General features: G+C 38.7%; 15 protein-coding genes and 1 other annotated feature. Of the genes, 8 read left to right on the forward strand and 7 right to left on the reverse strand.

Annotation, left to right across the window (positions count from 1 at the left end; genetic code table 11):
- The first annotated feature begins 14 nt into the window (after nucleotides 1-14).
- Nucleotides 15-530, forward strand: a complete 516-nt coding sequence (locus NQ185_RS09315) for a YtxH domain-containing protein (RefSeq protein WP_257581387.1) — start codon at nucleotides 15-17, stop codon at nucleotides 528-530.
- Nucleotides 531-564: 34 nt separating this feature from the next.
- On the opposite strand, the gene NQ185_RS09320 is transcribed toward NQ185_RS09315, so the two are convergent.
- Nucleotides 565-2,718, reverse strand: coding sequence for a cell division protein FtsA (locus tag NQ185_RS09320; RefSeq protein ID WP_257581390.1), 2,154 nt, complete (start codon nucleotides 2,716-2,718; stop codon nucleotides 565-567).
- Nucleotides 2,719-3,007: 289 nt separating this feature from the next.
- Between NQ185_RS09320 and ccpA the strand changes: the two genes are divergently transcribed.
- Nucleotides 3,008-4,015, forward strand: a complete 1,008-nt coding sequence (ccpA, locus tag NQ185_RS09325) for a catabolite control protein A (protein ID WP_257581391.1) — start codon at nucleotides 3,008-3,010, stop codon at nucleotides 4,013-4,015.
- 30 nt (nucleotides 4,016-4,045) lie between these two features.
- On the opposite strand, the gene NQ185_RS09330 is transcribed toward ccpA, so the two are convergent.
- Genes NQ185_RS09330 through NQ185_RS09340 form a run of 3 tightly spaced genes read right to left on the reverse strand, consistent with a single transcriptional unit; the run spans nucleotide 4,046 to nucleotide 6,532 of the window.
- Nucleotides 4,046-5,230 (reverse strand): acetoin utilization protein AcuC, encoded by a 1,185-nt coding sequence (locus NQ185_RS09330; protein ID WP_257581392.1) that lies wholly within the window; start codon nucleotides 5,228-5,230, stop codon nucleotides 4,046-4,048.
- Nucleotides 5,227-5,874, reverse strand: a complete 648-nt coding sequence (locus tag NQ185_RS09335) for an acetoin utilization AcuB family protein (RefSeq protein WP_257581393.1) — start codon at nucleotides 5,872-5,874, stop codon at nucleotides 5,227-5,229. The genes NQ185_RS09330 and NQ185_RS09335 overlap by 4 nt, the downstream gene beginning before the upstream one ends.
- Before the next feature lie 25 nt (nucleotides 5,875-5,899).
- Entirely contained in the window at nucleotides 5,900-6,532 is a 633-nt protein-coding gene (locus NQ185_RS09340; protein WP_257581394.1) for a GNAT family N-acetyltransferase, read from the reverse strand.
- A 398-nt stretch (nucleotides 6,533-6,930) separates the two neighbouring features.
- Here NQ185_RS09340 and acsA point away from each other — a divergent pair, with 398 nt between their 5' ends.
- Nucleotides 6,931-8,649 (forward strand): acetate--CoA ligase, encoded by a 1,719-nt coding sequence (acsA, locus tag NQ185_RS09345; RefSeq protein ID WP_257581395.1) that lies wholly within the window; start codon nucleotides 6,931-6,933, stop codon nucleotides 8,647-8,649.
- A gap of 191 nt (nucleotides 8,650-8,840) precedes the next feature.
- Here acsA and NQ185_RS09350 read toward each other — a convergent pair whose 3' ends face one another.
- Nucleotides 8,841-11,798 carry a transglycosylase domain-containing protein gene (locus NQ185_RS09350; protein ID WP_257581396.1) on the reverse strand — a complete coding sequence of 986 codons (2,958 nt, stop codon included), beginning with the start codon at nucleotides 11,796-11,798 and terminating at the stop codon, nucleotides 8,841-8,843.
- 143 nt (nucleotides 11,799-11,941) lie between these two features.
- Nucleotides 11,942-12,166 (forward strand) — a binding site (T-box leader).
- Between the two features lie 242 nt (nucleotides 12,167-12,408).
- Here NQ185_RS09350 and tyrS point away from each other — a divergent pair.
- Nucleotides 12,409-13,668, forward strand: coding sequence for a tyrosine--tRNA ligase (gene tyrS, locus NQ185_RS09355; RefSeq protein ID WP_257581544.1), 1,260 nt, complete (start codon nucleotides 12,409-12,411; stop codon nucleotides 13,666-13,668).
- A 29-nt stretch (nucleotides 13,669-13,697) separates the two neighbouring features.
- Here the strand turns inward: tyrS and NQ185_RS09360 are convergent, their stop codons facing one another.
- The gene (locus NQ185_RS09360) at nucleotides 13,698-14,942 is read right to left on the reverse strand and encodes an ATP-binding protein (RefSeq protein ID WP_257581397.1); all 1,245 of its coding nucleotides are present in this window, start codon (nucleotides 14,940-14,942) and stop codon (nucleotides 13,698-13,700) included.
- 62 nt (nucleotides 14,943-15,004) lie between these two features.
- On the reverse strand, nucleotides 15,005-16,249 hold the full coding sequence (locus tag NQ185_RS09365) for an ATP-binding protein (RefSeq protein ID WP_257581398.1): 1,245 nt from the start codon (nucleotides 16,247-16,249) through the stop codon (nucleotides 15,005-15,007).
- A gap of 151 nt (nucleotides 16,250-16,400) precedes the next feature.
- Here NQ185_RS09365 and NQ185_RS09370 point away from each other — a divergent pair, with 151 nt between their 5' ends.
- The 4 genes from NQ185_RS09370 (at nucleotide 16,401) to narJ (ending at nucleotide 22,715) form a co-directional block, all read left to right on the forward strand.
- Nucleotides 16,401-16,775, forward strand: a complete 375-nt coding sequence (locus NQ185_RS09370; RefSeq protein WP_257581399.1) for a VOC family protein — start codon at nucleotides 16,401-16,403, stop codon at nucleotides 16,773-16,775.
- 187 nt (nucleotides 16,776-16,962) lie between these two features.
- Nucleotides 16,963-20,637, forward strand: coding sequence for a nitrate reductase subunit alpha (locus tag NQ185_RS09375; protein WP_257581400.1), 3,675 nt, complete (start codon nucleotides 16,963-16,965; stop codon nucleotides 20,635-20,637).
- Nucleotides 20,627-22,162, forward strand: a complete 1,536-nt coding sequence (narH, locus tag NQ185_RS09380) for a nitrate reductase subunit beta (protein ID WP_257581401.1) — start codon at nucleotides 20,627-20,629, stop codon at nucleotides 22,160-22,162. The genes NQ185_RS09375 and narH overlap by 11 nt, the downstream gene beginning before the upstream one ends.
- Complete coding sequence (gene narJ, locus NQ185_RS09385) at nucleotides 22,155-22,715, forward strand: nitrate reductase molybdenum cofactor assembly chaperone (RefSeq protein ID WP_257581402.1); 561 nt, start codon at nucleotides 22,155-22,157, stop codon at nucleotides 22,713-22,715. Before narH ends, narJ begins: the two co-directional genes overlap by 8 nt.

The raw sequence follows: 22,715 nt of genomic DNA on the forward strand, positions 1-22,715 counted from the left end.
TGGAGGATGATAGCATGAGTAACAATCAAAATAATAGTGGCAATTTCATGACTGGGATTATCGTCGGGAGTATTGTAGGGGCGGTTACCGCGTTGCTAATGGCTCCGAAATCGGGAAAAGAGTTAAGAACGGACATTAATAATCAAGTAGGGACTTTAAAAGAAAAGTCCGGTGAATGGAAAGAAACTGTAATGGAAAAAGGATCAGAATTTACCACGACAGCAGTGGAAAAAACAAATCAGCTTCGTCAAGTCGCTATGGAAAAAGGCAATACTGTAGTAGAAGTTGTAAAGGAAAAAGCAGATCAATTAAAGACTGCGACAAACAATGCATCCGATCAGCTGGCCAAAGACACGAAAGATATGACGGATGGATGGAGAGAAACCGTACACGAATCAACTGATGACATAGCAGATCAAGCGAAAGAAAGCATAGATGAAGTACAAGCCCAATCGGAAACTTCAACAGAAGAAGTAACTGAAAAAACAAAAGAAATGGCAGAACAAATTAATAACTCCATGAATAATTAACTAATAACAGGCAGCCGAGGCTGCCTGTTTATTTTTATGTGGATATTATCGGCCATTTAATTTCTAAATGATCTCCATTTTGAATGGGAGAATAGAAAGTGGCTTCCTCATGATTTAATAAAAGTGAAAAATTGCCCGATGCATTTTCCGGCTTGTTAACTTCTACATAATTGAAGATATCTTGGAAAATAAAAGTAGTTTCACTCGTTTCGTTCCATTCAATATGGTCTCCTGAAAACAATTCATCCTCTTGTTTTAACAACTCTCCATTACATTTGTATTCGCCTGTTGTTTTAGATATAGTAATCCTTTCGTGATTAAAAAAAACAGTAATGGATCGTTTTAACAAATGTCCCATAGATGAAGCTAGATTACTAATAGTTGGCGTCAATTTCCTTGCAATGGAAAGATCAATAATCGAGGGAAGTGGCTCGTTTTCTGTTGTATTCCTTCCGTTAAGTCGAATTTCACCCGCAAAATTAGGAATAACCGTTTCCTTTCCGTTAATGTACAGCTTAAAAGGATGAAGTATATTTAATGATTCATTCATATTCAAAGTTGAAAGTAGTTCGGAAATAGTCTCTGGAATTTGAACGGCAATGATGTCACGGTCTTTAATCATATCATTGAGTGATGCTTTTTTTTCATTTTTCCTGACCATTGCTGTGATATTATATGATTTCCCATTAATAACAGCATGCTTTTTTGGAATCTCATCAATTAAATCTCTTATTCCAATATGGGATTGTTCGCCATTCGCTCCTCTTTGAGCGATAATCTCATCACCATTTTCTACCCGATCTTCTAAACTGCATTCTATTCCATTTTTTAATAGAATAGGAGGTTCACCAAATGAGCCTGGGATTGTAATTTGCTGGCCATTCAATGTCACGAATATCGCCATACCAGGTTTTCCATAAAGCTTATTAATCAGAATGCCTGAGGCAAGAATGCAATCGCCAACCGTTAAATCCTTTACTTCAAACATACGGGTAGTTTGATTATTCACCGTAACAGTAACATATTGGATCGGTGATTTACGGGCAGAGATGGCGATTCCAATCGGAGTAATATGTTCGGGTCCGCCAGGGATATGTTCGGCAAATGATAATCCGTGAATTGCTTCAGTTCCCCTAATAGCCACTCTATTTTCGGGTAAATTCATCATCGCAGCCAATCTTTTCGGCAGTTCAGGAGTTTTGCTTCCCCCTCCAACAAGCATAATGGCTTTTGGTGGTTGTCCGTTATTCAATTCCCTAATTTCCATACAGATTTCACTTGCTAATTTATCTATTGCTGGTGAAATTTGTTTAACGGCATCCACTTTAGATACTTCATTTTTGAAACCAAGTATATCTTGAACGATAATGGATTCATTTTCCCAAAGCTCCCTCTTTGCTCGTTCAGCGTCTGGAAAATCTAGAAGCAGCTGATCACTTACAGCTTCCGTAATTTCATCACCTGCTGTAGGGACCATCCCATAGGCAACGACAGTTCCGGCATTTGTAATCGCAATATCAGATGTACCAGCGCCTATATCAACAAGAGCGACATTCAGTCTCCGCATCGAAACAGGTACAAGTACATTAATAGCTGCAATTGGTTCCAATGTAAGTGCATCAAGCTCCAAATCAGCTCTCTGCAAAGCTTTTATGAGGGAGTCCACAACGACGCGAGGAAGGAATGTAGCAATAATTTCTACAGAAGCTTCATCACCTTGTTGATCAATTAAATTACCTATGAGCTGATTATCAATAAAATAATGGAGAACAGAGTATCCTACACAATAATAGGATTGAATTTTTTCAGTTGCTTGTCGTTCGGCTGCGGCAGCTTGGGCGTTTTGGACAGCAGCTAATTCTAGATAGAGAATATCCTCCTGATTGATCATCGGTTTACCTTTTATATTGACAATAGATTTTGCACGTTCTGTTTTCAGCGACCTTCCTGCAGCAGCTACACAAACTTTAGTAAGCTTCCCGTGCGTTTTTTCTAATTGCTCTTTTACTTCTTTTATTACATGTGAGACAGCATGAATATCATGAATCTGTCCATCGACCATTGCTCTCGCTTTATGTTCTTTTACGACTAAATCCAATACTTTATATTGTTCCCCGTATTCTTCAAGTATGAGTCCTACAACGGAACGAGTACCAATATCCAACGCAAAAATTTTATTGATTTGCACAGAAATTCACCTTCCAGAAAAGATACAAATATGTATATGTGCTATTTAAAAATGTATCATAACTTCGAACTGAAAAGAAGATTGAAACCGATAAGTTTTTCTTCTAAATCTCATAATTATGAAGAAAAAGGGTATATTTTGTATATATACACATAAATATGAAAAGTTTTTCACAAACAAGGGAAAAAATTTGCAGGTAGAAGCTCTGTATCGTATGATTATTTAAGTATAATTAAACGGTTATTGATCGTTTTGTCGAAAGATGTAATAGAGGAGTGTGAATTGTTAAATGAATATAACAATATATGATGTTGCAAGAGAAGCAAATGTATCGATGGCTACGGTTTCTAGGGTGGTTAATGGAAATCCCAATGTAAAGCCGACTACTAGAAAAAAGGTTCTAGAGGTAATTGAACGTTTAGAGTATAGACCGAATGCTGTGGCTAGGGGTCTTGCTAGTAAAAAAACAACAACGGTAGGTGTTATCATTCCTGATATCTCTAGTATATTTTATGGAGAGTTAGCACGTGGAATTGAAGACATCGCAACAATGTATAAATACAATATTATATTGAGTAATTCCGACCAAAACTTGAATAAGGAATTACATCTACTCAATACAATGCTTGGAAAGCAAGTGGACGGAATCGTCTTTATGGGTGGAAATATTAATGAAGAATTAAGAAATGAATTCAATCGTTCTCCGGTTCCAATTGTATTGGCGGGCTCTATCGAGGAGACTGGATCTGTACCGTCTGTCAATATCGATTACCGTCAAGCATCATTTGATGCTGTAACAGAATTTATTGATAAAGGGCATAAAAAAGTCGCATATGCGATTGGTTCATTGAATGATACGATTAATCGTGATCAAAAACTAATTGGCTATAAAGAAGCACTTGAAAAGGCCGGCTTGGAATACAATGAGGATTATGTTGTTGAAGGTGATGACTCATATGATTCGGGGCTTGAAGCTTGGGTAAAACTCAGCCAAATGAACGAAAGGCCAACTGCAGTTGTTGCAGGTCATGATGAGCTGGCACTGGGGATTATGCATGGTGCTCAGGATCAAGGGTTGTCTATCCCAAATGATTTGGAAGTTATTTCATCTGATGACACTAGACTCACTTTAATGGTAAGGCCGCAGCTCACATCCATTGTTCAGCCTTTATATGATATTGGTGCAGTTGCAATGAGATTGTTGACTAAGCTTATGAATAAGGAAAAAGTGGACGAGCAAACCGTTGTTCTTCCTCATCGCATTGAATATAGGGGTACAACGAAAAGCAACAGTTGATTGAGCTAATCAGGAAAAACGGGCTATTGATTAAAGCCCGTTTTTTTGATGGTTTCTTTTTAGTTGTTGCCTAACTATATAAAGTGCACGATCAACTGTTTGCCTATTTTTCTCTTCAATATCATTTTTTCGAGGAATTGGTTTGTACATATCTACCGGATCATCCCACTGGTCAATTAATGAGACCGGAGCTTTTGGTTGCCAGCGCTTTAGCCAATTTTCTGGAAGCGGTCCTGAAACATTTGGCCAACCTATCATTTCAAGCCAAATAAGTGACCAAGCCCTTGGAACAACTCTCCATATATCATAGCCCCCTCCGCCAACAGCGATCCACTTTCCATCACAATATTGATGTGCAAGTTCGTGGGCCAATCTAGGTATGGCCCGATATGTTTCCATTGAACTGGAAAGATGGGTTAAAGGATCAAAATAATGAGCGTCTGCACCGTTCTGTGTTACAATTACATCCGGTTTAAAATATTCCGCAATTTCCGTAAAAGCAGCTCTATATGATTCTAAAAATGAATCATCCTCCGTAAAAGCATCTAGGGGAATATTAAAAGAATAGCCATAGCCATTTCCTTGGCCCCATTCATTTACATTTCCTGTCCCGGGAAATAAGTATCTGCCTGTTTCATGGATGGAAAGGGTACATACCATATTGTCGTCATAGAATGAGCCTTGCACACCATCTCCATGATGTGCATCTGTATCGACATATAGAACCCGTGCGTTGTATTTTTCTAAAATGTATTTTATCGCAACAGCACTATCATTATAAACACAAAATCCCGAAGCCTTCCCAGGAAAGCCATGATGCAGGCCACCACCAAGGTGAAGTGCATGATTCGCTTTGCCTTGTAAAACATAATCTACTGCCGTCAATGTTCCGCCGACAAGCCCCGCACTTGCCTCATGCATCCCTTTGAAAATAGGAGTATCTTCAGTACCCAAGCCGAATCCCTCAGCTTTTTCCTTTGAAAGATTTCCACTGCTCGCTAATTTAATCGCTTCAATAAAAGAGCGTTCATGATTCAAGAGAAGTTCCTCATCAGATGCCATTCTGGGCACAATAATATCATTTGTTTGAATTGCACCCAATTCTTTTAATAAATCTATTGTTAATGTTAAGCGATGCTGGTTAAAAGGATGATGATCCGAAAAACGGTATGATAATAATGAATCGGAGTAAATAAATACCGAATCCTTTTTCATGTCTCCATCCCTGGCATATTAGGCCACATCACTTGAAGTCCTTCTTTTCTTAATTTTGCGATGAGTAAAAGGGGATTGATGGTGGCAACCCGAAAAACGAGAATTTTATACCTTTCATCGTCTAGATCTGGACTCACAAGAACACTATGAACATTGACTTGGAAGTCCTGGAAAATACGTGTTACTTCATGAAGTACTCCTGGGCGGTTTTCAACTTTCACTTCAATATGGGAACCAGGTTTATTCGCACCTGTCAATTCAACTAACGTATGTAATAAATCTGTACCTGTAATAATCCCAACTAACTTCCCGCTTTTTAAAATAGGGAGGCAACCAATCTTATGATGATAAAAAATGACAGCCACTTCTTCTACAAAATCAAGTGGATGCCCTGTAATGATATCAGTTGTCATAATGGTGGAGAGTGGCATTTCAAGTTGTTCATTCATTTTCTCACTTTCAGAAAATACGGGTGTGGCACTTTTAATATCCCGATCTGTCACAAGGCCAACCATCTCTTTATCAGCATTAAGAAGTGGGAGATGCCTTATATTTTTTTCGCGCATGAGATGGATGGCTGATCTAATGGAATCCTCAGGGGATAATGTAATGACATCCTTACTCATAATATGTTCTACTATCAATATGTTCACTCCTTTTTCACATGGGCTAGTACATAAAGCGATTAACAAAGCGAATGCTATCAAATTGTTGTATTGAATCTGTATCAATTCTTTTTCCAATTCGGACCATTAAGCAGTTGGCAGGGTGGGACGTAATTTCAGGATCATCGGTCGCATACCATTCCAAACCACCGGAGTTCATCATTTTCTCCATGATTTTTCTATACTCCCACACGTCTAGGCCTGTACCTTTTAAATCCCAATGCCAATAATATTCAGTCGTGATAATGATATAATCTTCCATCGCATCATCCATCATGGAGACATGCAATAAGCCTTTTCCTACTCCTGATCCTCGATATCTCGGAATGACTTCTATTGCGCCAAGTTCGATTAAGTTCTCCATATTCCCCTGCGACCATCTTTCCAAAGGATCTGGATATAAATATGTAACATAGCCAACTACTTCATTCTCATCTCTAGCGATGATGATTCTTCCTTCAGGGAGATCTGCAATCCCGATTAACGCATCATGTTGCTGTTTTGCCGGTCGAAAAGCAACAAGGTCCTCATGAAATTCAAGCTTACTAAGCTGAGCTGCCGATATCGGTCCTTCAATGAGCAAATGGCCATTTTTCGTCCTTAATTCCATCGCATTATACGTCTTTATATGCTCCACACAACAAGCCTCCTTATTTTAGTATAGACTTTCGGATTCACCGAGTTAGATATTACAATGCACCCTTATACCACTTTTTTATTTTTCCTCCTATATTTAAAGGAGGGATAATTCACTTTTATAAGTAGAATTGCTTAATTTTATAGAACAAGGTAATAAGCTAAAAACGTCGCGTCCGCCAACTACCCGTTGATTTCAGTTCCAGGCGGACGCTTTCCGGAAAGCGAGCAACTGTAGCGGAAATCAACCAAGCACTACCTTGGTATAGCAACAATAACCTTTTAAAAGATATTAGAAATCAAAATAATGTTCGATGAATTGTAAAAAAAATTGAGAATAATAGCTATTTATATTATAATATAAAAAGTAATTTCTAGATACAAAGGGGAGCTGTAAACATGAAATTGGAAGCGTTGCCAGTTATAGAAGGACATTACAATTTACAAAACTACGATGAAACGTATGCAAACTTTAATTGGTCCGAAGCAGAAAAAAACTTTTCATGGTATGAAACTGGCCGCGTCAATATGGCTTATGAAGCTATTGATCGTCATACAGAAACATTCCGCAAAAATAAAGTTGCGCTTTATTACCGAGATGGTGTTAGGGATGAATCATATACGTTTCATGACATGAAAAAATGGACGAATAAAGCTGGAAACGTTTTAAGAGAGTTCGGAAATGTGGAAAAAGGTGATCGTGTATTTATTTTTATGCCAAGATCTCCTGAACTTTATTTTGCAATCCTTGGAGCGATTAAAGTTGGTGCAATTGTAGGGCCGCTATTTGAAGCCTTCATGGAGGGTGCAGTAAAAGATAGATTGGAAGATAGTGAGGCAAAGGTACTTGTAACGACACCAGAATTGCTAAAAAGGGTGCCGGTTGAGGAATTGCCCGCGTTGAAGCATATCCTTCTAGTAGGCGATGAAGTGGAAGAAGAAGGTCCCTATATTGATTTTAATAAACGTTTAAAAGAGGCGGACAAAAATCTTGATATCGAGTGGGTTGACCGAAAGGATGGAATGATCCTCCATTATACGTCAGGATCAACCGGACGTCCTAAAGGTGTGCTTCATGTTCATAATGCTATGATTCAGCAACATGAAACAGCACGTTGGATATTAGATTTACAAGAAGAAGATATTTATTGGTGTACAGCTGATCCTGGTTGGGTGACAGGGACTTCATATGGCATGTTTGGACCTTGGTTGACAGGAACAACAAACGTGGTTGTTGGTGGCCGCTTTAAGCCCGAAAATTGGTACCAAACATTGGAAGATTACGGGGTAACCGTATGGTATAGTGCACCAACAGCCTATAGAATGTTGATGAGTGCCGGGGATGAGCTTGTAAAACAATTTGATCTATCTGAATTGCGTCATGTTTTGAGTGTGGGGGAACCACTGAATCCTGAAGTAATCCGTTGGGGAATGAAGGTATTCCAAAAACGCATTCATGATACATGGTGGATGACAGAAACGGGAGCTATGTTAATTGCAAATTATCCTAGTATGGAAATTAAGCCTGGTTCTATGGGTAAGCCAATCCCTGGGGTTGAAGCAGCGATTGTTGACGACCAAGGAAATGTGCTTCCGGAAAATAGAATGGGCAACCTTGCAATCAAAAAAGGCTGGCCGTCCATGATGCACGAAATCTGGAATAACAAGGAGAAATATAATTCTTATTTCTTGCCAGGTGATTGGTATGTTTCGGGAGACTCTGCCTATATGGATGAAGATGGTTATTTCTTCTTCCAAGGAAGAGTAGATGATGTTATCATGACTTCCGGAGAACGAGTCGGACCGTTTGAAGTAGAAAGCAAAATACTTGAACATCCTGCAGTAGCAGAGGCTGGTGTTATTGGAAAACCAGATCCTGTTCGCGGGGAAATCATTAAAGCGTTTATTGCACTGCTTGATGGAAATGAGCCTTCAGAGGAATTGGCTGAGGATATTAGACAATTTGTGAAAAAGGGGCTTGCTGCCCATGCAGCACCTCGTGAAATTGAATTCCGTGATAAATTGCCAAAAACACGCAGTGGAAAAATTATGCGTCGCGTTTTAAAAGCTTGGGAATTAAACTTGCCAACTGGCGATTTGTCTACAATGGAGGACTAATTATTATAAGTCCTGTATCATCTTTAAGATGATACAGGACTTTTTGTATGGAAGAGAGGGAATTTTTAAAGGGCGAACAGTGTAGAATTTATATAATATCGATAGAAATTTATAGATACATAATAGGATCAAAAAATAAGACAAGAAAAAATATAGACAGAAAAAAACCGGGCATTTTAGCCCGGCTACTATCACGAATCGCTCTCACCAGAGTCGCTTCCATTGTTATTTTTCTTTTCTTTATCTTTCTTTTTTTCCTCTTGTGCCTTTTTCTTATCTTCCTCTTGTTTCTTTTTCTCTTCTTCTTTTTTCTTCTGTTCTTCCGCTTTTTTCTCTTCCTCAGCTTTTTTCTTCTCTTCTTCTAATTTCTTTTCTTCTTCTTCTTTTTTCTTCAGTTCATCGCCATTTCCAACTTTTTCGGATGGTTTTGACTCCTTGCCAGCAATATCGACTGCGACAACGTGGAACATTCCGTCTCCGACTTTATGTGCAAGGTCTTCATCAGACTTGATGGACGCAATCTTTTTGCCTTCTTCTGTATAAATTCGGTAACCAATTACATCCTTACTTGAAGAGGCACCCCATTTTAACGTTCCATCGGAGAAGGACGCCTTAACTGCAGCAGGTGCCTTTCCGTCATCCGCAAGTTTGTCATCTGCAACTAAGAGATCTTTCCATTTAGGATTGTCTGGAATGAGTTGCGAGTAATCTTTAACATATCCCATCGTTATTCGTTTTAGGAATTCAGGATTAATCACTAAGCCTTCCTTCGTAAATTCTTCCGGAGTAGATGGCAATGCTGCATATCTTTTTCCACCAGCTGAAATATATCGTCCACCTGCACCTAAGCTATCATCCGTCTTGGACGGAACATATTTTGCATTAAAAATATCCGCTTGTACGAGCCCGGCTTTAGAACATGCTTCGGATGGAAGCATACCTGATACAGCACAATATGATCTATTTACGATACCGCCAGGCATTTCGAACCGCTTATTATCTTTCGGCTTAACAATGTCTGGGGCGACATCGTACGCAGCGTTCATTAATTTGGCCCAAATACCGTAGTTTCTAAATGATACTGTATCACTGTATCCAAGACTGAGGGATCGGTTGGAATTGTATCCAATCCAAGTTCCCATCGTTACATTTGGATTCGAAACAACGAGCCAAGAATCCTGTGAATTATTGGATGTCCCTGTTTTACCTGCCCAATCAGCTGAGAATTTCAGCTTACTCGGTAAAGCGGCGGCTGTACCCCCGGGTCTTAATACATCACGCATGACATCTGTCATTAAATAGGCTGTCTGAGGACTGAATACATCCACTGGTTTTGCTTTATGCTCGAATATAATTTTCCCTTTTTGGTCGGTAATTTTTTCAATCATGTAAGCGTCGGTAAATTTACCGCCATTTGCAAAAGTAGTATATGCATTTGTATTTTCTTCAACGGTAACACCAACTGTTAATCCACCTAAAGCTAGGGAAGGGTTGGCATACTCATTTGGCTCTAAACTCGTAAAGCCCATTTTTTCTAAAAATTTCGTAGGTTTTTGATCAATAATTTTCATATACGTTGCAACAGCTGAAGCATTATATGATTTGGCAAGAGCATATCTTGTCGAAACAAGTCCATAGAACTTTCCTCTTGAGAAGTTGTTAGGTGTATAAGCTTTGCCACCTGCAGGTATATTATATGGAAGGTCTGCGACAATTGCCCCCGGCGCACTCACCCCAAGTTCATAAGCAGGAGCATAAACAAGAAGTGGCTTCATTGTTGAACCATTTTGACGCTTTGTATGAGTAGCATGATTATTTTGATTTAGTTCATAATCGCGTCCACCAACAAAACTTAATATTTTCCCAGTTTTATTTTCAATTAAGATAGAACCAATTTGAACAGGATCATCTACTGTTTCCAACTCACCCGTTTCTTCATTTTTCACTTCGGCCTTATACGTTGGTCCGTAATCTTGGTACTCTTCTTTGGCTTTTTGTTGAATATCATATATATCTTTACTAATAGTTGAATGAATATTATATCCATTTTGCCTTATATCTCTATTGGCTAATGTCCAATATTTCCCGTATAGCTTTTTATCCTTTTTTAAATCTGCCTTCTTATACCCATCCTTTTTAGCTAAAACCTCTGTAAGGACATCGACAGCTCTTTCCTCAATCTCAAACGTTAAGGCAGGGTATTCTTCAAATGTTCTTTGCTGTTTAGGGATAAAGTCGGCCGTAATATCGTATTTTATAGCTTTGTTAAATTCTTTGTCAGTAATATACTTTTCTTTTTTCATTCTAGTTAAAACGGTTTTCATTCGGTTTAGCCCTGGTTCAAGTCCTTCTGGGCTCTTTACTTCACCCTTATTCGTAAAAGGTGTATATCCGAACGGACTTTGCGGCAAACCTGCTATAAAGGCAGCTTGCGGTAAATTTAAGTCTTTCGCTTCCACCCCAAAAATTCCTTTAGCAGCAGCTTGGACTCCTCCGATGTTTTGCCCAGAAGAATTTCGGCCAAATGTTGAGACATTTAAATATGCTTCTAAAATTTCATCTTTTTCTAGGAATCTCTCAACCCTTAACGCAAGGAGTACTTCCTTTGCTTTACGGTCAAAGGAAACTTCATTTGTTAAAATTTGGTTTTTAATAAGCTGCTGTGTCAGCGTACTTCCACCAGATTGAACTGCTGAGTTTGTAAACTCTTGAAAAACTGCACGGAATAATGCTTTCGGAACGACACCTTTATGTTCATAAAAATATTCATCTTCCGTAGCGACAACAGCTTTCTTTAGATAATCTGATACATCCTTAATACTAACTTCCTCACGGTCAATGTCAGACCGCAATTTACCAAGTGGAACATTATTTGCAAAATATAAAGTAGAAGTTTCTTCATATTGATGAATGTCTTTTACCATTGAAGCTTCAGCACGTACTTTTTCATCTTTTACAAGAGCTGCAAAATACCCAGCGCCAACTCCTCCGGCAAATGCACCGCCAATCATGATGACGAGTAAAAGCAGAAGCAATAAATTCCAAACGACACCGTATGTGATGCGGACTCCCTTACCGACATTTTTAAATTTAAAAGCGGAAGCGAGTTCAAATTTCCGTTCCTTGCTTCTATTTTCGCGATTTGTCATAAGTTTTAATCCCCCCAAAATCATTCCTATTATAGCATAATTGAAAGGAATGGTATGTAAAATTAGAGTAATTTCCGCGTCGTGATTGACATTATTATGGAATTATGTTTAAAATACGATATATTAAACATGAAATTTAATAAATACAAGCATTGACAGGAATGAGTAGTCAGCTGTCCCTGTATGAAGAGAGCCAGTGTTTGGTGAAAACTGGCACAAACAGTATGACGAATTACCTCCTTGAGCTTTTGCTGTGAATATAAAGTAGCGGCAAACGGTGAAAATCATCGTTAATGGAATGAAGTGAGGAATAGTTATTTTTCATATTCCTAAGTTGGGTGGTAACACGGTAAATAGTCGTCCCTTCGTTTTTACGAAGGGGCGTTTTTTAATTTGGCTCTTTTCCCAAATATATTGCTATTATGTAAATCTCAATAACGAGAAATAGACTTTATCCTTGATACTAATATTAATGTGGGAAAAGAGCTACTAGCTTAATAAGAACCGCTAAACTTCCTTATTAGGCGTAAAGCCGGTTTTTGGGCTTTTACAAAAACAACAAATTTTAAGAAAATAGCCTTTAATATCATGGAAAGTGGGGATAATGATGGTGCAATTATTAGAAGACTTAAGATGGCGTGGAATCATTTATCAAGAAACTGACGCTGAAGGAATGGAAGATACACTTAATAAAGAAAAAATCTCCTTATATTGTGGTGTCGACCCTACAGCAGATAGTATGCATATTGGACATTTACTTCCATTTTTAACACTTAGGCGTTTTCAACAACATGGTCATCGACCAATCGTCCTAGTTGGTGGTGCCACTGGGTTAATTGGTGATCCAAGCGGGAAAAAGGAAGAACGCCAATTACAAACGATTGAGCAAGTTGAGAAAAATGTTCAAGGAATTAAGAAACAGCTTGAGCAAATATTTGACTTTGATGGCGAAAATGCAGCTGTCATGACAAATAATTTTGACTGGGCCGGTTCGATGGACCTTATTACATTTTTGCGAGATTTTGGTAAAAACATCGGTGTTAATTACATGCTTGCAAAAGATACGGTAGCCTCAAGACTAGATACTGGAATTTCTTTTACAGAGTTTTCGTACACAATTCTACAGGCGATTGATTTCTTCAAGCTATATCAAAACTTGGATTGCAAAATGCAAATTGGTGGAAGTGACCAATGGGGGAACATTACGACTGGTCTTGAAATGATCCGAAAAATGGCGGGTGAAGGAGCAAAAGCATATGGTATGACCATACCGCTCGTCACGAAAGCGGATGGTACGAAGTTCGGAAAAACTGAGGGGGGAGCAATCTGGCTAAATCCAGAAAAGACAACTCCATATGAATTTTACCAATTCTGGATTAATACCGCAGATGCCGATGTAGTGAAATACTTGAAATTCTTTACTTTCCTTGATAAGGGAACGATTAAAGAATTGGAGACGTCAGTTCAGGAGGAGCCGCATTTAAGGAAAGCGCAGCGAGCACTTGCTGAAGAAATGACACGCCTTATTCATGGTGAGTCTGCTTTACAACAAGCAATCCGTATTACAGAGGCTCTTTTTAGTGGAGATGTTAAGAAATTGAATGTAGATGAGATTGAGCAAGGGTTTAAGGATGTACCTTCTTATGAGCATCAAGATGGAGACGATTTGAATTTAGTTGAGCTTCTTGTTGCTGCAAAAATTTCTTCCTCTAAGCGTCAGGCGAGGGAAGACATTCAATCTGGTGCAATCTCCATCAATGGTGAACGAGTGAATGATATCCAATACAGTTTGGTGGATGAAGATAAAATTGGAAATAAATTTACGATCATTCGCCGTGGCAAGAAAAAATACTATTTAATTCAATTTTAAATGATAAAAGCCAGCTGCGTAGCTGGCTTTTATGATATTTCAGCAGGGAAAGTAAATTCAAACGTTGTACCTTTCCCAACCTCGCTTTTAACAGATATTGTACCTTTCATAGCTCTTACGATATTATAAGCTACCATTATTCCAAGGCCCGTGCCGCTTTCTCCTTTCGTAGAATAATACGGCTCTCCTAAACGTTCTACTTGCTCCGGGGTCATTCCTTTTCCAGTATCATGAATACGAATGTTCACTTCAGATGGAACGGAATCAGCCTCAACGGTTATCGTTCCCCCGTTCTCCATAGCTTCAATAGAATTTTTAATAATATTTACAAAGCATTGATGGAAGCTTTGCCGATCCCCAATCACCCAGTAAATATCGGAGCCATTCAGTTCAATAAATACTTTGTTTTTATTTGCGGAAGGCTGAAGAATATCAATGACAAATTGTAATTCTTTATTAATATTAAGTGGTTCGGCGCTTTCGATTTGAGGTTGAGAAAAAGTTAAAAAGTTTTGAATGACTTTTTCGGCGGAATTAAGTTCACTATTTATAATGGAAAGATACTGATCACTCTTATCTTTTGAGATTGATGCATCTTGCATAAGTTGGACAAAGCCTACTGCAGCTGTTAGTGGATTCCGAATTTCATGGGAAATAGCAGCAGCCATTTTCTCAACTACTTCCAATCTTTGTGATTTCACTACGTGATGACGGAGATGAACTGTATTGCATGTTAGTTCAATAACGAATGCTATCATTGCTGCACCGAGAGGCTGAATGACTAAATAAGCAAAATAGACATCAAAAACAGGGAATGGAATTTGATTGATTTGCATGATGATGGGAGGGTAGATACCTACTATCAAAGCCATCACTGTTACAATCGCCATTCTTTGTTTTACGGAACGCTTAAAAAACCAAGGCGATATTCTCCAAAATAATAGTGCACTAACTATTGCAACTATGACAGTAGAAAAGAATCCAATATCAAATCCATATATACCACTAGAAATAATGGCAAGCAGTCCTAATAACGGGCCTAGCCCTACATATAGACCGCCAACTAAAATGGGGATTAAATATAAATTTAATAAGATATTTTCGTGTAATTGATAAGTAAATGCAAAACAAGTAATTAAGCTAAGAATTGAAAACACAATAGCTTGAACTTTAAAAGAATGTTGGTTTTTAGATATTCCTATCAATAATATACTAAAGAATTGTAATATGATTAGTAATGAAAGATTAAAAAAGAAGTGTAGCGTAATGTCCAATAGGTAATCCCCCTTATTAATCCAACCAATTTCCTTTACAACATACAATCTTAGAAAGTTACTTATGTAACGCGCTTAAAGGAAAATCGAAACGTTGTGCCAATTCCAATTGAACTTTGCACATCGACCGTCCCGCCCATCGCTCTTACAATACTATATGCGACCATAATCCCAAGACCCGTCCCTTTTTTCCCATTCGTAGAATAGTAAGGTTCTCCAAGACGGTTTAAATGTTTTTTGCTCAACCCTAATCCGGAGTCTTCGATATAAATGATGATATTTTTTTTAGTAGATTCAGTTTTAATTGATATATCTCCCCCATTTGGCAATGATTCAATAACATTTCTAATAATATTAATAAAACATTGGTGAAATTTCTGACGGTCTCCTTCTATGTATATGGTTGATGAAAAGTTGCCGGAGATTTTAATGGAATACAGATTCGCTAAAGGTTCAAGTAAGTGCAAGAGATGATAAAGTTCTTCATTTACATTCAGTTTTTCCACTGATTCAATTTGGGGTTTTGAAAAGGTTAAATAATCTTTTATTACACGCTCAGCTGCCTCTAACTCTCCTTTAATAATAGAAAGATATTGCAATCTTTTACTTGTATCCAATGAATCCTCTTTTAGCAGCTGAACGAATCCGATTGCAGATGTTAATGGGTTGCGAATTTCATGTGATATTGCGGCCCCCATTTGTTCAACAGCTTCCAACTTTTCCGATTTTAATAATTGATGATAAAGCAGTTGGTTTTTCTCAATTATTTCAATGATAAATGAAAGCATTGCAACTCCTAGAGGTGGTACGATTGTACATGCAGCCCACAAATCGAGGACTGAATAAGGTAGGTGAACCATTTTAGAAAAACTAATAATAAAAAAACTTAATAAAAATGTAAAACCGGTAGAAAATAGAATTCTTTGGATAAATTGCAGCTTTAAAAACCAAGGTGAAATAAACCAACAGAAAATACCAAAAAACCCATAAATGCCGAGAACAAAATAGAATCCTAAGTCTATGCCATGATTAGCTCGAAGTATAATGATAAGCAAAGCTAGTAAAGGGCTTTGCCTTATATAAAGCGCCCCAATGATGAATGGAACCATACGCAAATCCAGCACGACTGAATCACTAATTCTATAAGAAAGCAGAAAACATAGAATGACAGAAACGAAACAATATAAAAGAGCAATCCCTTTATAGTTTTGAAAACTTCCATACAGCTTTGACCATATGAAAAAAGGAAAAAGCAATACAATTAAGAGGGATAAATTAAAAAGCAAATGTGTCGTTAAATATTCCAAGCCTCTACCTCTTTTCCCTGTAATTTAGCTAAATCTTACTATGATGGTTATAAATGTACAACACTTTTTTACAATTTCAACCAATAAAAAGTGTTATTTATGCAACTTTTGGAGTATATTGAAAATAATGATAAGTTTGGGGGTCTTTTGGATGGCAGAATTAACGAATATTGCACCTTGGTTAGCAATCAGTAATGCAACACAGGCGATTGAATTCTACAAAAACGGTTTTGGAGCTGAGGTGATATACAGTCTTGAGGACGATGGGATGGTCCTTATTGCCCAGTTGTCTATCAATGGAGCAGTCTTTTGGATTCAAGAAGACCATAGTTCAAATCCTGAAGTATTAGGACGAGGGGCGATTAGGATGATTTTGACTGTTGATGATCCCGACACAGTATTTGAACAAGCTATTTCCGCAGGAGCAGAAGAAGTTTACCCCGTAACTGAAGAACATGGTTGGAGAATCGGCCGCATCATTGATCCATTCGGCCATCATTGGGAGATTGGTAAGCAGTTTACATAAGAGGAATGAACAAATTGTGAATAAAAATAAGGCTGTCTATTGATAGCCTTATTTTTCATTTATAGGGATTCTACCCCTAACTATAGGTATATCCCTAATGGGAGGAAAACTTGCTATCTACCATACTTATTAATAAGTATCACGGATTATTAGCCGTTGTCCGTATAGATAAGGAGTGAAGGTACTCATGAAAGGTAAATTTGGATTGAGGTTTTTTAAACCAACTGAACGATATTCTGGAAACTGGTCCTTACTTGAGGAAAAAAGTAGAGATTGGGAGAATATGTATCGTCAGCGTTGGTCCCACGATAAGGTTGTTCGTACTACTCATGGAGTTAACTGTACAGGCTCTTGCAGCTGGAAAGTGTTTGTTAAAAACGGAATCATTACATGGGAAAATCAACAAATTGATTATCCTTCTTGCGGTCCTGATATGCCGGAATTTGAGCCGCGCGGCTGCCCAAGGGGGGCCTCTTTTTCATGGTACGAGTATAGTCCTTTACGCGTGAAGTATCCGTATATGCGTGGACGACTGTGGCGTTTATGGAAATCAGCTTTACATCATCACAAAAGTCCAGTAGATGCATGGGCAAGTATTGTAGAAGACAGTGAGAAAGCAAACTCCTATAAACAAGCCCGTGGAAAAGGGGGACACGTTCGGGTTTCTTGGGAAGATGCGTTGGAATTAATTTCAGCCCAGCTCATTTACACCATCCGTAAACATGGTCCCGACCGCATTGCAGGGTTTACCCCAATCCCAGCGATGTCGATGTTAAGTTATGCATCAGGTTCACGTTTCATCTCGCTTCTAGGTGGGGAAATGTTAAGTTTTTATGACTGGTATGCAGATTTGCCGCCTGCTTCTCCACAAATTTGGGGCGAACAAACAGATGTACCAGAATCATCAGATTGGTACAATGCTGGCTATTTGATTATGTGGGGATCAAACGTACCTTTAACACGTACCCCAGATGCCCATTTCATGACCGAAGTCCGATACAAAGGCACGAAGGTAGTATCTGTAGCACCTGACCATGCGGAAAGCGTAAAATTTGCCGATAACTGGCTAGCCCCACATCCTGGAACAGATGCAGCGATTGCTCAAGCGATGACTCATGTTATTTTGGATGAATTCTACATTAAGCGCCAAGAACCAATGTTTATCAATTATGCGAAACAATTTACGGACTTGCCATTCTTGATCATGTTGGATAAACACGAGGATGATTATAAAGCCGGCCGTTTTCTACGAGCGAGCGATTTAGGTGAAGTTACAGAAAACGCCGAGTGGAAACCTGTTATATATGATGAAATATCAGAGCAAATCATTGTACCAAACGGAACAATGGGTCAACGCTGGGAAGAAGAGAAAAATTGGAATCTAATTCTTGAAAATGAGGATGGATCAAAAATAAATCCGGCTATGACTGTTGAAGGCTCGGATTCACAATGGAAAAAAATCATTTTCCCTTATTTTAAAAATCAAGAAAACGGTACATTTATGCGTGATATTCCTGTTAAAGAAATTACTTTGGCAGATGGAAAAACATGTTTCGCGGCAACCGTTTATGATTTAATGCTCAGCCAATATGGAATTAATCGGGCAAACAGCAAATTTGCTGCAAAAGGATATGATGACGAGGAATCGTTTTACACACCAGCTTGGCAGGAAAAAGTAACCGGTGTAAAAGCTTCTATCGTTACTCAAGTTGCAAGAGAATTTGCGCAAAACGCTATCGATACAGAAGGACGTTCGATGATTATTATGGGGGCCGGAATAAATCACTGGTTCAATAGTGATACGATTTATCGTTCAATTTTAAATTTAGTCATTTTAACGGCTTCTCAAGGCGTTAATGGCGGGGGATGGGCTCATTATGTTGGGCAAGAGAAGGTTCGTCCAATTGAGGGCTGGAGTTCAGTTGCATTTGCTAAAGATTGGCAGAAAGGCGCCCGTCAACAAAATGCAACATCGTTTTTTTACTTCGCAACTGATCAATGGAAATATGAAGAATCTGGTACAGAATCGCTAAAATCACCAACAGGCTCAAGCCTAAGATATAAACACCCAGCTGATTACAACGTATTGGCAGCAAGGCTTGGGTGGTTGCCATCATACCCACAGTTTAATAAAAATAGCTTATTGTTCGCCGAAGATGCTGTAAAAAAGGGGAAAACGTCGGATGATGAGATTGTAAAAGAAGCATACGATCAAGTTGTTTCAGGAAAAGTAGAGTTTGCAGTTGAAGATCCGGATGCATCTGAAAACTTCCCGAGAACATTATTCGTATGGCGCTCAAACTTAATTTCCAGTTCTGCTAAAGGCCAAGAATACTTTATGAAACATTTACTTGGAGCAAGCGACGGATTGCTTGCAACTCCAAATGAGGAAGAAAAACCGGAGGAAATTAAGTGGCGTGAGGAAGTAAAGGGGAAATTGGATTTACTCGTCGCCTTAGATTTTCGAATGACGGCAACGCCTATGTATGCGGATATCGTGCTGCCAGCTGCTACATGGTATGAAAAACATGATATTTCATCAACGGATATGCATCCGTTTGTACATCCGTTTAATCCTGCTGTTGATCCACTTTGGGAATCTCGCTCTGACTGGGATATTTATCGTGAGCTTGCGAAGGTATTCTCCAAAATGGCTGAAACAGAAATGCCTGGTGTATATAAAGACCTCCTTACAACACCACTTGCACACGATTCTAAAGGCGAAATTTCTCAACCATTCGGACATGTGAAAGATTGGAAAAAAGGGGAAATAACACCTGAACTAGGCAGGACAATGCCAAATTTCACTATCATCAACCGCGACTATACACAAATTTACAATAAATATATATCATTAGGGCCCCTCTTAAGTGAAGGCAAGGTAGGGGCACATGGTGTCAGTTTCCCTGTTGCTGAAGAATATGAAGATTTGAAAAAAATAAATGAGATCCATATCGATGAATCGATAAAAAATGGATTGCCTAAACTTCATACAGCTAGAGAGGCAATTAATGCGGTGCTGCATCTATCCTCCGCAACGAATGGTAGGGTATCGCAAAAGGCATACGAGTCACTTGAAAAAGATACAGGAGTTCCATTAATTGATATTTCACAAGATCGTGCCGCAGAGAAGATTACATTTGCAAGTATAACAGCACAACCAAGAGAGGTCATTCCTACACCAGTATTTAGCGGGTCAAATAAACAGGGAAAACGTTATTCACCGTTTACAACTAATATTGAAAGATTAGTACCGTTCCGAACGTTAACAGGACGCCAACATTTTTATATCGACCATGAGGTTTTCCTACAGTTTGGAGAAGCATTGCCTGTTTATAAACCAACATTGCCGCCAATGGTATTTGGCAATAAAGATAAACGGATTGTAGGTCAGAAGGACGATTTAATTTTACGCTACTTAACTCCGCATGGAAAATGGAATATTCATAGTACGTATCAAGATAATTTGCACATGCTTACGCTCTTCCGCGGCGGTCCAACTGTTTGGATTAGTAATGTGGATGCCGATGCCCATGGCATTGATGATAATGATTGGTTAGAAGTATATAACCGTAATGGCGTCGTAACTGCTAGAGCTGTTGTCAGTCACAGAATGCCTCAAGGGACGATGTTTATGTATCATGCTCAAGACAAACATATTAATGTTCCTGGTTCTGAGATTACAGATCAACGTGGTGGAAGTCATAATGCGCCTACACGCATCCATATGAAACCAACCCAAATGATTGGCGGATACGCGCAATTAAGTTATGGATTTAACTATTACGGACCAATTGGAAATCAACGCGATGAATATGTGGCTGTACGTAAAATGAAAGAGGTGAACTGGCTTGAAGATTAAGGCACAAATTGCAATGGTTATGAACTTAGATAAATGTATTGGCTGCCATACATGCAGTGTCACATGTAAGAGTACTTGGACAAATCGTCCAGGTGCAGAATATATGTGGTTTAATAACGTTGAAACAAAACCAGGGATTGGTTATCCGAAACGATGGGAAGACCAAGAACTTTATAAAGGCGGCTGGCAATTACGTAATGGGAAACTCGAACTACGTTCGGGTAATAAACTATCAAAAGTGGCCCTAGGTAAAATCTTTTACAACCCTGATATGCCAGCAATGAAAGATTACTATGAACCTTGGACATATGACTATGAAGTACTGACCAATTCACCCGAGAAAAAGAATACTCCGGTAGCGCGGCCTAAATCCGTGATTACAGGTGAATATATGAATCTCGATTGGGGTCCGAACTGGGAGGATGACTTAGCAGGGGCGCATATTACAGGACCAATGGATCCAAACATTGAAAAAATTGAAGAAGAGATTAAATTCAACTTTGAACAATCTTTCATGATGTATTTACCACGGCTTTGTGAACATTGTTTGAATCCAAGCTGTGTGGCATCATGCCCATCTGGTGCGATGTACAAACGTGATGAAGACGGAATTGTGTTGGTTGACCAAGAAGCATGCCGTGGCTGGCGCTACTGTATGACGGGATGCCCATACAAAAAAGTATATTTTAACTGGAAAACGAATAAAGCAGAAAAATGTACGTTTTGCTATCCAAGAATTGAAGCTGGATTACCTACAGTTTGTTCAGAGACATGTACAGGACGGATTCGTTATTTAGGTGTGTTATTGTATGACGCGGATCGCGTGCTCGAAGTAGCTGCAACACCGGATGAAAAAGATCTATATGAAGCACAGTGTGGATTATTTCTAGATCCGCATGATCCAGAAATCATTCGCCAAGCACGAAAAGATGGGATTGCAGTGGAGTGGATTGAAGCAGCACAAAATTCCCCAGTATATAAACTGGCGATCGAATATCGTTTAGCTTTCCCGCTTCATCCGGAATATCGGACATTGCCAATGGTATGGTATGTTCCGCCATTAAGTCCAATCATGAACTATTTTGAAGGGAAAGATTCTATTAAAAATCCTGATATGATTTTCCCTGCAATTGAAGAAATGCGGACACCAATTCAATACTTAGCGAATTTATTGACGGCTGGAGATACTAAGACAGTAAAAGAAGCATTGCAACGAATGGCGATGATGCGTTCTTATATGCGTGCCATTTCTTCCGGAAAAGAGTTTGATGAAAGCAGACTGGAACGTGTTGGTTTAACCGCTAACCAAACTTTGCAAATGTATCGCCTCTTAGCGATTGCTAAATATGAAGATCGTTTTGTTGTACCGACCTCACATCGTGAAGGGTATACAGATCCATATCGCGCTCAAGGTTTAACAGGATTTGAGGATGGCTGTGACGGCTGTGGCCCACAAGTTGTTCCAACAAAATCTGGGAAAGAATTATATGAAGAAAACTTTTATGGGGGGATCTGGCGTGATTGATCTCAACCAGTTGCATAATCATAAACCATTATTTGGGTTTATAGCGCAAGTCTTATCATACCCGGAAAAAAGAACATTTCATCCAAATATGCTAGAAGGAATCGTTTCCCCTTCTAGCCCATCATACGAATATATTTTGAAATTCTGGGAATTGGTCCATGAATACAGCCTAGAGAAACTGGAAGAATTGTATGTACAGACCTTTGATTTTCAAAAGAAATCAACGTTGTATATGACATTCGTGAAATTTGAAGATAGTAAAGAACGCGGTCAAATGTTAGCCCGTTTGAAAGTATTGTATGAAATGTATGGTCTGGAAATGCCTAATGGTGAACTATCTGACTACCTTCCATTAATTTGTGAATTTATTTATGCTGCAGATTGGCTAGGTGATCCTCGTTCAGAAGAAAGCTTTAACATTTTGCTCGCAGTTCTAGAAGATGGGACATACCATTTATTAAATGCGCTTGAGGAATTTCAAAGCCCATATGCGCCTTTAATAAAAGGATTGCGGGAAACCGTTAAATTTTGCATAGTGAAGGAGGCGCCATAA

Origin of the sequence: Lederbergia panacisoli (assembly GCF_024626525.1) — a bacterium.
In the GTDB taxonomy this organism is placed as follows: Bacteria; Bacillota; Bacilli; order Bacillales; family Bacillaceae_C; genus Lederbergia; species Lederbergia panacisoli.

Bases quoted from the DNA above. Each gene is read 5' to 3' on its own strand.
- NQ185_RS09315 (WP_257581387.1), top strand. From the start codon at position 15: ATGAGTAACAATCAAAATAATAGTGGCAATTTCATGACTGGGATTATC.
- ccpA (WP_257581391.1), top strand. From the start codon at position 3,008: ATGAATATAACAATATATGATGTTGCAAGAGAAGCAAATGTATCGATG.
- NQ185_RS09330 (WP_257581392.1), bottom strand. From the start codon at position 5,230: ATGAAAAAGGATTCGGTATTTATTTACTCCGATTCATTATTATCATAC.
- acsA (WP_257581395.1), top strand. From the start codon at position 6,931: ATGAAATTGGAAGCGTTGCCAGTTATAGAAGGACATTACAATTTACAA.
- NQ185_RS09350 (WP_257581396.1), bottom strand. From the start codon at position 11,798: ATGACAAATCGCGAAAATAGAAGCAAGGAACGGAAATTTGAACTCGCT.
- NQ185_RS09370 (WP_257581399.1), top strand. From the start codon at position 16,401: ATGGCAGAATTAACGAATATTGCACCTTGGTTAGCAATCAGTAATGCA.
- NQ185_RS09375 (WP_257581400.1), top strand. From the start codon at position 16,963: ATGAAAGGTAAATTTGGATTGAGGTTTTTTAAACCAACTGAACGATAT.